The organism is Helicobacter pylori, assembly GCF_014496485.1.
Lineage (GTDB): Bacteria > Campylobacterota > Campylobacteria > Campylobacterales > Helicobacteraceae > Helicobacter > Helicobacter pylori_DD.
In genome coordinates this window covers 34,277-48,049 of record NZ_JACTAX010000006.1, presented here as the reverse complement: position 1 = coordinate 48,049, position 13,773 = coordinate 34,277, and the positions used below count along the sequence as shown (strand labels likewise).

Below are 13,773 nucleotides of genomic sequence, written 5' to 3'. Positions count from 1 at the left end.
AAGGATTGTTTTGTTCAGATTGATAAGCGCATGGGTTTTACAAGACAAGTTCTTGTTTGTCGTGTGTTTTATATTGCCTTTTTGTTTAGGGGTTTTAGGCACGCAAATCTTTAAACAAGAAATCCCAAGACAGCTCCCTATCGTGGTGGTGGATTTGGATAAGACCACGACAAGCCATCAGGTAGCGTTTGAATTAGGCGCAACGAGCGCGCTTCAAATCAAACACCAAGTGGCTAGCCTTTTAGAAGCCAAACGCTTTTTAAATTCCGCTGAAGCGTATGGGGCGTTAGTTTTGCCTAGAGATTTAGAGAAAAAAATCAAAATGGGGCGAAAGGTGGATTTGCCCTTTTATTATAACGCTGAGTATGTTTTAGTGGGGAAAACGCTCAAAAACGCCTTCTTGCAAACCGCTTTGACTTTAGACGCTAAAACTTTAGCCACCAAAGCTTTAGTGCGAGATTCTAATTTGATTTTGGCTAAAGCCCAAGCAATGCCTATTGTTTTGCAATTGCATGCCCTATACAATGAAGAAAACAATTACACGCAATACCTTTTAAGCGTGATGCTGCCTTGCATGTGGCTTATTTTCATTGCGATTGGCATGCTCAATTTCATTCAAAAAACCTCTAACATGCACGAGCTTTTGATCAGTATTTTAGCGAATGTGTGCGTGTTTAGCTTTTGGGGGATGGGTATGGCGTTTTATTTTAATTTCATTGGCATGCAGGGGAATTATGCGCATTTGTTGTTGGTCTTTTTGGCGGTAGTTTTAATGGCGCTCATTATGAGCGGGTTTGTGGTGCTAGTTTATGGCATTTCAAAAAGCGTTATTGAAACTGCGGGCGCGATTGGGGTCTATACCGCTCCAAGCTTTGCGTTTGCTGGGGTTACTTACCCGCAAAACAACATGGAAATTTTTGGGGATTTTTGGAGCCATTGCTTGCCTATTAGCCATTTTATGAAGTTCTTTTTACAAGAGGCCTATTATAAGACGGATTTAACGGAATCTTTAAATTCTTTAATGCCCCTTGTGTTCTTTTTGATTTTTTTAGCTTTAGGGCTTTTGGTTTTTTATTTTTCTTTTAAAAAAGACAAGGCTAGCGCATGAATTTTTTTAAAATCCTTTTAATGGAGTTAAGAGCCATTGTTTCTCATAAGGGCGTTTTATTGATCCTTATAGGCGCTCCTTTAATCTATGGCTTATTATACCCTTTGCCTTATTTAAGAGACATCGTAACGCAGCAAAAAATCGCCCTTGTAGATGAAGACAACTCCTTTCTTTCTAGGCAATTAGCCTTCATGGCGCAAAGCTCCAACGAGTTAGAAATCGCTTTTTTTAGCCCCTCTATGCTGGAAGCCAAAAAGCTTTTAAAAGAAGAAAAAATTTATGGGATCTTGCATATCCCTTCGCATTTTGAAGCCAATATCCATAAGCAAGTGCCTGTAACGATAGATTTTTATGCGAATTCCAATTACTTTTTGATTTATGGCGCGTTAGCGAATGCGGTGGTGGAGAGCATCAACGCTTTAAATGATGAGATAAGATTCAAACGCAACGCCCAAATAGAAGAAGCTGAATTAGGGACAGATGGGATTAAAATCAGGCCTATCGCTTTGTATAACCCTAGTGAGGGGTATTTGAATTACGCGCTCTCTAGCGTGTTTATTTTCATCTTACACCAGGTGATGCTCATTGCAAGCAGCATGTTTACTAGCTCCAGGCGTTTGGAATTGGCCCTTTTAGGCAAGAAACAAATCGCTTTAAGGCTGTGTGCAAGACTCTTGGTGTTCATGGGAGCGTTTAGCGTTTTTGTTTTGTTGTATTTTGGGGCGCTGTTTTCTTTTTATGGGATCGAACGGCATGGGAGCGCTTTAATGGTGTTTTTGAACAGTTTGATTTTCATGCTTGCGACCTTGAGTTTGGGGTCGTTTTTAGGGGCATGGATCAAAAATGAAGCCCACACCACTCAAATCGTTTTAATTTCTTCTTTGCCCTTGATTTTTATGATGGGTTTTGTGTGGCCTTTTGAATCCTTGCCCTCTTATTTACAGGCTTTCGTTCAAATAGTGCCTGCTTATCATGGGATCAGTTTGCTCGGGCGATTGAATCAAATGCATGCGGAATTTATAGATGTTTCCATCCATTTTTACGCGCTTATTGCGATTTTTATCGTGAGTTTTATAGGGTGCGTGTTCAAACTCAGTTCTTTAAAGAAAGCTTGTGAAAACGCTTAAACACCTCATCACCTCCAAGCACCAAACTAAAGCGTCTCGCTTTTTAGGGTATCTTATGCCTTTTAGCGATTTTGAAAAAACCCTTTTGCAATTGAAAAAAGAGCATTTTAAAGCCGCACATTTTGTAACGGCGTTTCGCTATTCTTTAGAGGGTAAAATCACGGAGGGTTTTGGCGATGATGGCGAGCCTAAAGGGAGTTCAGGCATGCCTATGCTTAGCGTTTTGAGGCGAGAAGATTTGATCAATATAGGATTAGTGAGCGTGCGTTATTTTGGAGGCACGCTTTTAGGGGTGGGAGGCTTGATGAAAGCTTATGCTAAGAGCGCGTTATTGTGCGTAGAAAACGCTCAAAAAGAAAACGCTTTGAAGGATTTTGTGGAGTTAGAAACTTTAAGCGCTCATTATTCTTACAAAGAATTAGACGCTCTTCAGCGTGAAATTAAGAAATTTAGCTTACAATTAAGCAAAAAGAATTTTTCAAACCAAAGCGTGGAAGTGGAAATCAGCGGCGAAAGAGAAAATTTGCAAGCGTTTTTACAACAAAATAAGATAAATTAGGGAGAGTGGTATGGGATTTTTGAATGGGTATTTTTTATGGGTTAAGGCTTTCCATGTGATAGCGGTCATTTCGTGGATGGCGGCGTTATTTTATTTGCCGCGCCTTTTTGTCTATCATGCAGAAAACGCGCATAAAAAAGAGTTTGTAGGAGTGGTTAAAATCCAAGAAAAAAAGCTTTATTCCTTTATCGCTTCGCCGGCTATGGGTTTCACGCTTATCACAGGGATTTTAATGCTGTTGATAGAGCCCACGCTCTTTAAAAGCGGGGGTTGGTTGCATGCTAAATTGGCTTTAGTGATCTTACTTTTAGCCTATCATTTTTATTGCAAGAAATGCATGCGCGAGCTAGAAAAAGACCCTACAAGAAGAAACGCAAGGTTTTATCGCGTGTTTAATGAAATACCCACGATTTTAATGATTCTCATTGTGATCTTAGTGGTTGTCAAGCCTTTTTAAAGACAAGCCATGAAAAAAGAAAAGTCATGAAAAAAGAAAAGCACCTCAAGCAAGAAAAAATCATCAACATGTTTGATGATATAGCCAGCTCTTACGATCAAGCCAACCGCTTGATGAGTTTTGGCTTAGACGTTAAATGGCGCCAAAGGGCTTGCGAGCATGCGTTTTTGTTTTTGGAAAATAAGAAAGCGTTAAGGCTTGTGGATGTGGCATGCGGGACGGGGGATATGCTTGTGGCTTGGCAAAAAAGCGCTCTGAATTGCGGCATAGAGTTTAAGGAATGTTTGGGGATTGACCCCTCTAATAACATGCTTGAATTGGCTATTAAAAAATGTGAAGAGCTTGAAAACAAAATTTCTTTTATCCAGGCTCAAGCTAAAGATTTAAAGGGCGTTGAAAATAACAGCGTGGATATCCTTTCCATTGCGTATGGCTTGCGTAATATCGTGGAAAGACAAGAAGCTTTAAAAGAGTTTTTTAGGGTGTTAAAGCCTAGGGGCGTTTTGGTGATTTTAGAATTTTTAAAAAAAGACAACCCCACATGGCTGGATAAAATCTCAGGGTTTTACACGAATAAGGTTTTGCCTTTAGTGGGAGGGGCTATCAGTAAGAATTATGGCGCTTATTCTTATTTACCGCAATCCATTGAGGGGTTTTTGAGTTTGGAGGGCTTGAAGAATGAATTGAAAAACGCAGGGTTTGAGATTGTAAGGACTGAAGATTCTATCGCTCAAATTTCAACGACCATGCTTGTTAAAAAAAGCTAAAGGAATGTTATGCAAGATGAATTATTTGAAACCGAAAAAGCCCCCCCAAAAAACACTAGAAACACTAAAAACGCCCCTAAAAAAAGCTTTGAAGAGCATGTTCATTCCCTAGAGCAAGCCATAGATCGCTTGAATGATCCTAACTTGTCTTTAAAAGACGGGATGGATTTGTATAAAACGGCCATGCAAGAGTTGTTTTTGGCTCAAAAGCTTTTAGAAAACGCTTATTCAGAGTATGAAAAACTCCAAACGCCAGACAAAAAGGCTTAAAGCATGCGAGTGTTTGCTTTGCAATTAGAGTCTTTTGAAGAAAACCTCATGCAATCCCTATTCAACTCCATACCCAAGAAAAGCGTGGTGGTGTTGCCTGAATACGTGATCAACCCCTTTTTCCACCATAACATGGGATTGGATTTGAATGAGATTAACGCGCAGTCTGCGCGAGCGATTGGGTTTTTGTCGCAAAAATGCGAAGAATTAGATTTGATCGTTTCAGCCCCGGTGCTTTTAGAAGAAGATTCTAAAATCTATAAAAAAATCGCCCTCATTTCTAAAGAAAATATCCAGTATTACACGCAACAACGCCTAATCCCCTATCCTCACTGGGATGAAGAAAGCTTTTTTGACAATGAGAAAAGCGCTTTTAAAGAATTGTTAGTTTTTAAAAGAGACGGCTTAAGAATCGCCCCTTTGTTTGGCTTTGAAGCGCATTTTGATGAAATATGGGTTCAGGCTAAAAATCAGGGCGTGGATGTGGTGCTTTTAAGCAGCGTGGCCACTTTTGAATCCAATGAAAGGTGGCGGCTTTTGTGCCAGATGCGCGCTTTTTGCGCTTCTTGCGTGGTGGTTAGGGCTAATAGGATCGGGGCGTATCGCCAAATCCTTGTAGAAGGAGATCAAAAAAACGAATTCTTGTGGAAATTTTATGGGGATAGTTTTGTGGCCTTGCCTAATGGCGCTATTGAAGATTCTTTAGAGGGTAAAATGGGGGCTTTGAGCGCTCAAATAAATAAAAACGATATAGACGAATGGGCTAAATTGTGGCATTTTAGAACGATTAAAGAGGGTTGAATGATTGATAAAAGACTTTTGTTGCAAGATTTTGACAAGGTGGCTCTTTCTTTAAAAAAGCGTAACCATGCGATGGACGATGAATTAGAGCGTTTGCGCGAAGCCATCACGCATTATAAAAAACAGCTCATTGAGTTAGAAGGCTTGCAAGCCTTTCAAAACAAGGTTTCTAAAGAGTTTGGTATCAAAATGGCTCAAAAAATGGATACAAGCGATCTCAAAAAAGAGCTAGAAAACAATAAAATCAAACTGAATGAGCTTTCCAAAAGCGTGAGCGAAGCAGAGCAACAAATGGATTTGAAGCTTTCCATAATCCCTAATCTAGTGGATGAAAAAACCCCTTTAGGCGCGAATGAAGAAGACAACATAGAAATTAAAAAAATCTTAACCCCAAGGGTTTTTAATTTCAAACCCAAAGAGCATTTTGAACTCGCTCAACAAAATGGCTGGATTGATTTTGAAAGTGGCGTGAAACTCGCCAAAAGCCGTTTTTCGGTCATTAGGGGTTTTGGGGCGAAAATTTATCGCGCGCTCATTCATTTAATGTTGGATTTTAATGAAAAAAATGGCTTTGAAATCATCTACACGCCGGCGTTAGTGAATGAAAAAATGCTTTTTGGGACTGGGCAATTACCCAAATTCAAAGAAGATGTTTTTAAAATAGAAAATGAAAATTTGTATTTGATCCCTACCGCTGAGGTAACGCTCACCAATCTATACAACGACACCATTATTAGCGTTGAAAACCTCCCCATTAAAATGACCGCGCACACGCCTTGTTTCAGGAGCGAAGCAGGGAGTGCGGGCAAGGACACAAGGGGGATGATAAGACAGCACCAGTTTGATAAAGTAGAATTAGTGGCTATCACGCACCCTAAAGAAAGCGATGCGATGCAAGAGTGCATGCTAGAGAGCGCGAGCGAAATTTTAAAGGCTTTGGAATTGCCGCACCGGTTTGTGCAATTGTGCAGTGGGGATTTAGGCTTTAGCGCGAGCAACACGATAGATATTGAAGTGTGGTTGCCCGGGCAAAATTGCTACCGAGAAATCAGCTCGGTGTCTAACACGAGGGATTTTCAAGCCAGGCGCGCCAAAATCCGCTTCAAAGAAAATCAAAAAAACCAATTAGCGCACACCTTAAACGGCTCTTCTTTAGCGGTAGGCAGGACGATGGTCGCTTTAATGGAAAACCACCAGCAAGCGGATGGGAGCATCCATATTCCTAAGGCGTTAGAAAAATACCTTTAAGGCTAGTTCGTGCTGAATGAAGAGCAAAATTCATTAGAAGAAAAAGGGGGCGAAAACAAAAACGAAAAAGAAACCCCCCTAAAGGGCATTCATTCTAAAATCCCCTCTTTGAAGCAGGCTTTAGAGCAAACGATTAGTAAAATCAAAAGCTCTAAAGAGTTTTTCAAACAGCTTTCACGCAATAAAAAAAAGCTTTATATCGCGCTTGGGATATTGCTTTCACTCATCGCGCTCATTGTGGCTTTGAGTTTGTTACTAGGGCATAAAAAAGAAAACCAACAAACTTCTTTACAAACTAATACCGCCACCACCAATAACGAAACGCCTAACGATACCAATAACGCTAACAGCGCACAAGCCGAGGGGCAAATAGAGAATTTAGACTTACCCGATCTAATCGGCAAGGACTCCCTCAAACGAAACGATGAAAATCAAGTGGATGCGATAATGAAAAAAGCGAGCCTTTTGTATGAGCAAGGGCAGAAAGATGAAGCCTTACACCTATTTGACAAAGCCGCTTCTTTTTCGCAAGGGATTGCGAGCCATAATTTAGGGGTGATCAAGTTTAAAGAAAAGGATTTTAACGGGGCGTTGGATTTGTTTGATTCTAGCATCGCTTCTAAAGAAAACGCGAGCGTGAGCGCGATTGATGCGTTAGTGAGCGCTTATCATTTGCAAGATGAGGATTTGTATTATCATTATCTAAAAATTGTGAGAGACACTTTGTATAAAGACTATAAAAAGTCTTTTTATTCCTACGCTTACGCGCTCAAATCCTATTACGCCGGGGAGTATTTTGAAGCCCTTTCGCCTTTAATGCACCCTAATTCCAACGCCTTTTTAAAGCCTAACGCGCGATTGGCGTCTAAATTGTTTTTGATGTTTAAAGATGAAACCAACGCTTATAAGCAATTACAAAAAAGTGCAAACGCTCAAGATGAGCTTGCTTTAGGGCTTTTGCAGGCGCGTTTGGGCCATTACAAGCAGGCTTTGGAGCATTTGCAGCATTATTTGCACAACTACCCTAAAGATTTAAACGCTTTGATGGCTTTGGAATTGGTGAGTTTGAAAAAAGGCGACACCCTTAAAGCGAGCGAAGCCTTAAAATTAGCCAGCCACACCAAAGAATATAGCGCGCTAGCCAACTCTTTTTACCCCATCAAGCCCACTATAAACCCTGTTTTTTTAGACAAAGAAAGAGCCAAAGAGCGTTTTTGGAACACGCAATATTTTGAAGGTAAAAGGGATTTTATCTACCGCTTGCTGTTTTATTACGCTCCTTTTAAGGTTTTAGACTCTAAAGAAACCTTAGGCGTGATTGAAGAGGGGCTGTTTCTTTTAGACTCTGATGCAAAAAAGGATTTAGAGGGGGCAAGCCTTGCTTTTAAAAGAGGGCGTTTGATGGCGATAGCGGATAAAAACGCGCTCAAAGGGTTGAAAGAATTAGAAAAGAAGCGCTTAAAAAAAGCCCTTTCTTTTTTTGATTTGTCTTTAAAAAACAGCCCCAATAACGCGCTCCTCCATTATAATATGGGCTTGATTTATGCGCAATTGGAAAATTACCACAAAGCCTATTTCCATTTTTTAAGGGCTTTTCATTTGAACTCTGCGGATTACTTGAGCGCGGTTTTTGCAATTTTAGCCTCGCATTTCACCCACGAAGACACCACGGAGTTTTTAAGAGAAATCACAGAGAATTTTTATAGCCAGGATTTTTCTAGCCCCACGCAAAAAGCTTTACTCTCTTCGCTCATCGCTTATTTGAATTACCGCACCAATTGGGATATGGACTGGCTTAAAAACGCCCCTAAAAAGCTCCCTTTTTATTACGCGCTAGAAGCGGTGTTCGCTAAAGAGAGCAAGGATAAAAAATTGATGGTGCAATCTTTTGGGAATTTAAAAAAAATGCTCCCTAAAGATCTCATCTCTAATATTTTTTATGAAATCGTTTCGTATTATGATGCGAGTATCCGCCACACTTTAAGCATTTACACCCTTTTAGATTCGCGTAAAATCAGCTGGGATCAAACCATGCAAGGGCCCATTTTAGGGCGTCATTTCTACACTTACATGGGATTTATGGTCAATGATTTGGATCATCAAGAAAGATTATTAGAGCAAAAAATCGCCAGTTTAGAAGAGAGAGAAGCCCCTAACGATTGGTTGGAAAATTTAGCGCTAGTGAGTTTGTTTCAAGGCCAGTATGAAAAAGCGAGCGCGTTGTATCAAAACTTAATTAGCGGGCTTAAGGATAATGAGACGCGTTTAAAAATCCTAGCGGGTTTGACTTATATCGCGCAAAGCAATTACAATAACGCCGCTTTATGGCTAGAGCTTGGGAAATTAGACGATCCGAATAATGAAAATATCCGTTACGCTTTAGGGTTGTTGTATCAAAGAAAGGGGGACTTGAAATCAGCGCTAAACCATTTTTTAGCCATTAAAACCTCTGATTTTTCGTCGCCTTATTTTGATTTTGAAATTGACACCAACCTTTTAAAAGAGCGTTTGAACCAAGAAGAAAAGGGCGAGTTTTTAGAATAATGGGTTTTGAAAAAAACATTTTAGACAATTTGAACGGAGTGCAAAAAATCGCTGCAAGCCACATTCAAGGGCCATTGCTCATTTTAGCGGGAGCTGGGAGCGGTAAGACTAAGACTTTAACGAGCCGTTTAGCGTATTTGATTGGCGCTTGTGGCGTGCCTAGCGAGAACACTTTAACGCTCACTTTCACCAATAAAGCGAGTAAAGAAATGCAAGAAAGGGCTTTGAAATTATTGAAAAACCAAACCCTTATCCCCCCCTTGCTTTGCACTTTCCATCGTTTTGGTTTGCTGTTTTTAAGGCAACACATGAGCCTTTTAAAAAGAGCGTGCGATTTTTCGGTGCTAGATAGCGATGAAGTCAAAACGCTGTGCAAACAGCTCAAAATTTCAAACTTCAGGGCGAGCATTTCTCAAATCAAAAACGGCATGGTGGATTTGAGCATGCAAGATAGCGAATGTTATAAAGCGTATGAACTTTATCAAAACGCGCTCAAAAAAGACAATTTAGTGGATTTTGACGATTTGCTTTGTTTAAGCCTTAAGATTTTACAAGATAATGAAAAACTCGCCAAAGAGACTAGCGAACGCTACCATTACATTATGGTAGATGAGTATCAAGACACGAACGCCCTGCAACTGGAATTTTTAAAACAATTGAGTTGCACGCACCATAATTTGTGCGTGGTGGGCGATGACGATCAGAGCATTTATGGGTTTAGGGGGGCTGATATTTCTAACATTTTAAATTTTTCCAAGCATTTTAAAGGGGCTAAAATAGTGAAATTAGAGACCAACTACCGCTCTAGCGCTGAAATCTTAGCGTGCGCTAATTCCCTCATCAGCCATAACCAACACCGCCACATTAAAACGCTTCAAAGTTTCAAAGGCTCGCATAAAAGCGTGGTTTGTAAAGAATACCCCACGCAAAAAGAAGAGAGCCTGGATGTGGCTTATCAAATCAAAGCCCTTTTAAAGAGGGGCGAAAATTTAGAAAATATCGCTATTTTGTACCGCCTAAACGGGCTTAGCCGCAGCATTGAAGAGAGCTTGAACGCTTTGAATATCCCTTATAGGCTCATTGGGGCGGTGGGTTTCTATGAAAGAGCTGAGGTTAAAGACGCTTTAGCGTTCATGCATGTGGTGGCGAAAAAAGACGATCGTTTTTTTATCAGGCGCGTTTTAAACAAACCCCCAAGAGGCCTTGGCAAGATCACTCAAGAATGGATTTTTTCTCTTTTAGATGAAGAGGGTTTGAATTTAGAAGAAGCGCTAAAACTTGGGGCGTTTAAAGACAAACTCAACCCTAAAAACGAATACGCTTTAAAGAAATTCACCGCTATGATAGGGCGATTGAGGGAGGCTTTTGAAATTTCAGTAGAGAAGTTTTGCGAGCGTTTTTTAGAAGAGACTAACCTTTTAAAAAGCTATGAAAAAGAAGACAATTACGAAGAAAGAGAGGGTTTTGTTAAAGAGCTTTTAAGTTTAGTGAAAGAGCATTTTAAAACTAACCCCACGCGTTCTTTATTGGATTTTTTGAATGAAAGCGCGCTGGATGTCCATAATACAGAAAACGCGCAAAAAGTGAGTTGCATGAGCGTGCATATGAGTAAGGGGTTAGAGTTTAAGCATGTGTTTGTGATCGGGTTAGAAGAGGGGTTTTTCCCGCATAGGGGGTTCAATCAAGAAAGCGATTTGGAAGAAGAAAGGCGCTTGGCTTACGTGGCGATCACTAGGGCTAAAGAAGGATTGCAGCTCTCTTATGTCAAAGAGCGTTCGTATTTTGGGAGGAAAATCTCTTGCTCGCCCTCTGTGTTTTTAGAAGAAGCCCAGTTACTCAAAAGCGATCAAACCCCTAAACACGATCACCAAAAAGACACGCCCATTAAAGTGGGGGATTTGATCAAACATAAGATTTTTGGCACCGGTAGGGTTTTAGGCGTAGAAAAAGGCTTAAGCGGTTTGTGCTTGAAAATCAATTGCGGAGGGAATGTCTATGATAAAATCTCAGAAAAATTTGTAGAAAAAGTGGATAACGAGTTTTGAAAATTTTAACCCTTTTTTTCATGGTTTTACGCACGCTACTAGCTATGGATACCAACATGCTTAAAACAGAGATTAAAGAAATTTACCTCAAAGAATACAAAGACTTAAAATTGGAAATTGAAACCATTAACTTAGAAATCCCAGAGCGTTTTTCTCACGCTTCCATTTTAAGCTATGAATTGAACGCTTCCAATAAGCTTAAAAAAGATGGGGTCGTGTTTTTAAGATTGGAGAATGAGCCTAATTTACGCTTGCCGGTGCGTTATAGCGTGATAGGCAGCATGCAGGCTTTTAAAAGCGCTAGCGCGATTAAAAAAGATGAAAGCATCACCGCTAACAATACCCAAAAAGAGCGCGTTTTGTTTGGCGCGCTTTCTAACCCTTTATTAGAGGGCTCGATCGATAAAGTGAGCGCGAAACATTTTATCCCCCCTGACACGCTTTTAAGCGCAGATAAAACCCAAGCCTTAATCATTGTGCGTAAAAACGACATCATCACCGGGGTGTATGAAGAGGGGCAAATCAGCATAGAAATAAGCCTAAAAGCCCTAGAAAATGGCGCGCTTAATCAAATCATTCAAGCGAAAAATTTAGAAAGCAATAAAATACTCAAAGCAAAAGTGTTGAGCAGCTCTAAAGCGCAAATTTTATAAAGGATATTCATGAAATTAGTTTTAGGCATCAGCGGGGCGAGCGGGATACCCCTAGCCTTGCGGTTTTTAGAAAAATTACCCAAAGAAATTGAAGTTTTTGTCGTGGCGTCTAAAAACGCGCATGTCGTGGCGTTAGAAGAGTCTAACATCAACCTTAAAAACGCCATGAAAGATTTACGGCCTAGCGCGACTTTTTTTAACGAGCAAGACATCCATGCGAGCATTGCTTCAGGGAGTTATGGCATCCATAAAATGGCGATCATTCCAGCGAGCATGGACATGGTGGCTAAAATCGCGCATGGCTTTGGGGGGGATTTGATTTCTAGGAGCGCCTCTGTCATGCTTAAAGAAAAGCGCCCCTTACTCATTGCCCCTAGAGAAATGCCTTTAAGCGCTATCATGTTAGAAAATTTGCTCAAACTCGCCCATTCTAATGCGATCATCGCGCCGCCGATGATGACTTATTACACCCAGAGCAAGACTTTAGAAGCGATGCAAGATTTTTTAGTGGGGAAGTGGTTTGACAGCTTAGGGATAGAAAATGACTTATACCCACGATGGGGAATGAACTGATGCAAAAAATCGGTATTTACCCGGGCACTTTTGATCCGGTCACTAACGGGCATATAGACATTATCCACCGATCCAGCGAATTGTTTGAAAAACTCATTGTCGCTGTGGCGCATTCAAGCGCTAAAAACCCCATGTTTAGTTTAAAAGAGCGTTTAAAAATGATGCAACTGGCCACTAAAAGTTTTAAAAATGTAGAATGCGTTGCGTTTGAAGGGCTGTTGGCCAATTTGGCTAAAGAATACCGTTGTAAGGTGTTGGTTAGGGGCTTAAGGGTGGTGAGCGATTTTGAATACGAATTGCAAATGGGCTATGCGAACAAATCCTTAAACCACGAATTAGAAACCTTGTATTTCATGCCCACTTTACAAAACGCTTTCATCAGCTCTTCTATCGTGCGATCCATTATCGCGCATAAGGGCGATGCGAGCCATTTAGTGCCTAAAGAAATTTATCCTTTGATTTCAAAGGCTTAAAATGTATGTGGTGTTAGAAGGCGTTGATGGCGCGGGCAAAAGCACTCAAGTAGGATTATTAAAAGACCGGTTTAAAAACGCCCTTTTTACCAAAGAGCCAGGGGGGACGAGAATGGGCGAATATTTAAGGCATATCGCTTTAAATGAAAGTATCAGCGAATTGGCTAGAGCGTTTTTATTCTTAAGCGATAGGGCTGAGCATGTAGAAAGCGTGATAAAACCGGCATTGAAAGAAAAAAAGCTCATCATTAGCGATAGGAGTTTGATTTCTGGCATGGCTTATAGCCAATTTTCAAGCCTAGAATTAAACCTGCTTGCCACTCAAAGCATTTTGCCTGAAAAAATCATTCTGCTACTCATAGACAAAGAGGGCTTAAAACAGCGCTTAAGCCTTAAAAGTTTAGACAAAATAGAAAACCAAGGCATAGAAAAATTACTCACAATCCAGCAAAAGCTCAAAGCTCATGCTTACGCACTAAAAGAAAAATTCGGGTGCGAAGTTTTGGAATTAAACGCCAAAGAAAGCGTTAAAAACTTGCACGAACAAATCGCCGCTTTTATAAAATGCGTTGTTTAACCTGTTTGAAGCTTTCTTTTAAGCCCCTTTGCTCAAATTGCTTGAACGATTTGCCCTTAAGCTTAAAGGTAAGGGTTTTAGAGGGCGTGAGCGTGTATAGTTTTTACGCTTATAGCGAAATAGAAGAACTCATTAAAAGCAAATACGCGCTGATTGGCTCTCGCATTTTGCCCTTGCTTTCTCAAAAAGCCGGTGCGGAATTTGTGAAAATCTTGCAAGAAAAAGGCTTGACTACCCCCCTTTATGGCATCGCCATTGATGATAAAATCAAATCCTTTTACTCGCATTCAGCCGCGCTTTTAAAAGGCTTTTGTCAAGGCAATTTAAAAGCCACTTACGGGCGTTTAAGGGCTACTAATGCTGTTTCGTATGCCGGGAAAAGCTTAGAATTTCGCGCCAATAACCCACGGAATTTCACCTTCAAAGGCGATAAAAATTTAGATTATTTTTTATTAGATGATATTATCACCACCGGCACCACCCTAAAAGAAGCCCTAAAATACCTTAAAACCCTAAACATCAAAGCGCACTTTGCGATCGCGCTTTGCAGCGCGGATGAATGAGTTATAAT

Annotated in this window: 15 protein-coding genes; all 15 read left to right on the top strand. The window is 40.5% G+C overall.

Going from position 1 to position 13,773, the window contains the following annotated elements:
• Positions 1-10: 10 nt before the first annotated feature.
• The 15 genes from IC572_RS04525 to IC572_RS04455 are packed head-to-tail and all read left to right on the top strand — an operon-like array spanning position 11 to position 13,765.
• Positions 11-1,108, top strand: coding sequence for an ABC transporter permease (locus tag IC572_RS04525; RefSeq protein ID WP_187855217.1), 1,098 nt, complete (start codon positions 11-13; stop codon positions 1,106-1,108).
• A complete protein-coding gene (locus IC572_RS04520; protein ID WP_187855216.1) occupies positions 1,105-2,235 on the top strand; it encodes an ABC transporter permease in 1,131 nt (376 codons plus the stop codon). The genes IC572_RS04525 and IC572_RS04520 overlap by 4 nt, the downstream gene beginning before the upstream one ends.
• A complete protein-coding gene (locus tag IC572_RS04515) occupies positions 2,222-2,794 on the top strand; it encodes a YigZ family protein (RefSeq protein ID WP_187855215.1) in 573 nt (190 codons plus the stop codon). Before IC572_RS04520 ends, IC572_RS04515 begins: the two co-directional genes overlap by 14 nt.
• A gap of 10 nt (positions 2,795-2,804) precedes the next feature.
• Positions 2,805-3,251, top strand: a complete 447-nt coding sequence (hemJ, locus tag IC572_RS04510; protein ID WP_000506448.1) for a protoporphyrinogen oxidase HemJ — start codon at positions 2,805-2,807, stop codon at positions 3,249-3,251.
• 26 nt (positions 3,252-3,277) lie between these two features.
• The gene (gene ubiE / locus IC572_RS04505) at positions 3,278-4,018 is read left to right on the top strand and encodes a bifunctional demethylmenaquinone methyltransferase/2-methoxy-6-polyprenyl-1,4-benzoquinol methylase UbiE (protein ID WP_187855214.1); all 741 of its coding nucleotides are present in this window, start codon (positions 3,278-3,280) and stop codon (positions 4,016-4,018) included.
• A gap of 9 nt (positions 4,019-4,027) precedes the next feature.
• Positions 4,028-4,288, top strand: coding sequence for an exodeoxyribonuclease VII small subunit (locus IC572_RS04500; protein ID WP_187855213.1), 261 nt, complete (start codon positions 4,028-4,030; stop codon positions 4,286-4,288).
• 3 nt (positions 4,289-4,291) lie between these two features.
• Positions 4,292-5,089, top strand: coding sequence for a carbon-nitrogen hydrolase family protein (locus IC572_RS04495; protein ID WP_187855212.1), 798 nt, complete (start codon positions 4,292-4,294; stop codon positions 5,087-5,089).
• Complete coding sequence (serS, locus tag IC572_RS04490) at positions 5,090-6,337, top strand: serine--tRNA ligase (protein WP_187855211.1); 1,248 nt, start codon at positions 5,090-5,092, stop codon at positions 6,335-6,337.
• Positions 6,338-6,346: 9 nt separating this feature from the next.
• The gene (locus tag IC572_RS04485; protein WP_187855210.1) at positions 6,347-8,881 is read left to right on the top strand and encodes a tetratricopeptide repeat protein; all 2,535 of its coding nucleotides are present in this window, start codon (positions 6,347-6,349) and stop codon (positions 8,879-8,881) included.
• Positions 8,881-10,926 carry a DNA helicase UvrD gene (gene uvrD, locus IC572_RS04480; RefSeq protein WP_187855209.1) on the top strand — a complete coding sequence of 682 codons (2,046 nt, stop codon included), beginning with the start codon at positions 8,881-8,883 and terminating at the stop codon, positions 10,924-10,926. The genes IC572_RS04485 and uvrD overlap by 1 nt, the downstream gene beginning before the upstream one ends.
• Positions 10,927-10,946: 20 nt before the next feature.
• Positions 10,947-11,579: a flagellar basal body P-ring formation chaperone FlgA gene (gene flgA / locus IC572_RS04475; RefSeq protein ID WP_232263337.1), complete on the top strand. Its 633-nt coding sequence runs from the start codon at positions 10,947-10,949 to the stop codon at positions 11,577-11,579.
• A 9-nt stretch (positions 11,580-11,588) separates the two neighbouring features.
• Positions 11,589-12,152 (top strand): UbiX family flavin prenyltransferase, encoded by a 564-nt coding sequence (locus tag IC572_RS04470; RefSeq protein WP_000780111.1) that lies wholly within the window; start codon positions 11,589-11,591, stop codon positions 12,150-12,152.
• Positions 12,152-12,625, top strand: coding sequence for a pantetheine-phosphate adenylyltransferase (gene coaD / locus IC572_RS04465; RefSeq protein WP_165535938.1), 474 nt, complete (start codon positions 12,152-12,154; stop codon positions 12,623-12,625). The genes IC572_RS04470 and coaD overlap by 1 nt, the downstream gene beginning before the upstream one ends.
• Position 12,626: 1 nt before the next feature.
• The gene (tmk, locus tag IC572_RS04460; RefSeq protein WP_187855207.1) at positions 12,627-13,202 is read left to right on the top strand and encodes a dTMP kinase; all 576 of its coding nucleotides are present in this window, start codon (positions 12,627-12,629) and stop codon (positions 13,200-13,202) included.
• Positions 13,190-13,765 (top strand): ComF family protein, encoded by a 576-nt coding sequence (locus tag IC572_RS04455; RefSeq protein ID WP_187855206.1) that lies wholly within the window; start codon positions 13,190-13,192, stop codon positions 13,763-13,765. The genes tmk and IC572_RS04455 overlap by 13 nt, the downstream gene beginning before the upstream one ends.
• The last annotated feature ends 8 nt before the right edge of the window (positions 13,766-13,773 follow it).

What these genes read in the sequence shown, in the direction of transcription:
- IC572_RS04520 (WP_187855216.1), top strand. Translation starts at nt 1,105, where the DNA reads ATGAATTTTTTTAAAATCCTTTTAATGGAGTTAAGAGCCATTGTTTCT.
- hemJ (WP_000506448.1), top strand. Translation starts at nt 2,805, where the DNA reads ATGGGATTTTTGAATGGGTATTTTTTATGGGTTAAGGCTTTCCATGTG.
- ubiE (WP_187855214.1), top strand. Translation starts at nt 3,278, where the DNA reads ATGAAAAAAGAAAAGCACCTCAAGCAAGAAAAAATCATCAACATGTTT.
- IC572_RS04500 (WP_187855213.1), top strand. Translation starts at nt 4,028, where the DNA reads ATGCAAGATGAATTATTTGAAACCGAAAAAGCCCCCCCAAAAAACACT.
- IC572_RS04495 (WP_187855212.1), top strand. Translation starts at nt 4,292, where the DNA reads ATGCGAGTGTTTGCTTTGCAATTAGAGTCTTTTGAAGAAAACCTCATG.
- serS (WP_187855211.1), top strand. Translation starts at nt 5,090, where the DNA reads ATGATTGATAAAAGACTTTTGTTGCAAGATTTTGACAAGGTGGCTCTT.
- uvrD (WP_187855209.1), top strand. Translation starts at nt 8,881, where the DNA reads ATGGGTTTTGAAAAAAACATTTTAGACAATTTGAACGGAGTGCAAAAA.
- flgA (WP_232263337.1), top strand. Translation starts at nt 10,947, where the DNA reads ATGGTTTTACGCACGCTACTAGCTATGGATACCAACATGCTTAAAACA.
- IC572_RS04470 (WP_000780111.1), top strand. Translation starts at nt 11,589, where the DNA reads ATGAAATTAGTTTTAGGCATCAGCGGGGCGAGCGGGATACCCCTAGCC.
- coaD (WP_165535938.1), top strand. Translation starts at nt 12,152, where the DNA reads ATGCAAAAAATCGGTATTTACCCGGGCACTTTTGATCCGGTCACTAAC.
- tmk (WP_187855207.1), top strand. Translation starts at nt 12,627, where the DNA reads ATGTATGTGGTGTTAGAAGGCGTTGATGGCGCGGGCAAAAGCACTCAA.
- IC572_RS04455 (WP_187855206.1), top strand. Translation starts at nt 13,190, where the DNA reads ATGCGTTGTTTAACCTGTTTGAAGCTTTCTTTTAAGCCCCTTTGCTCA.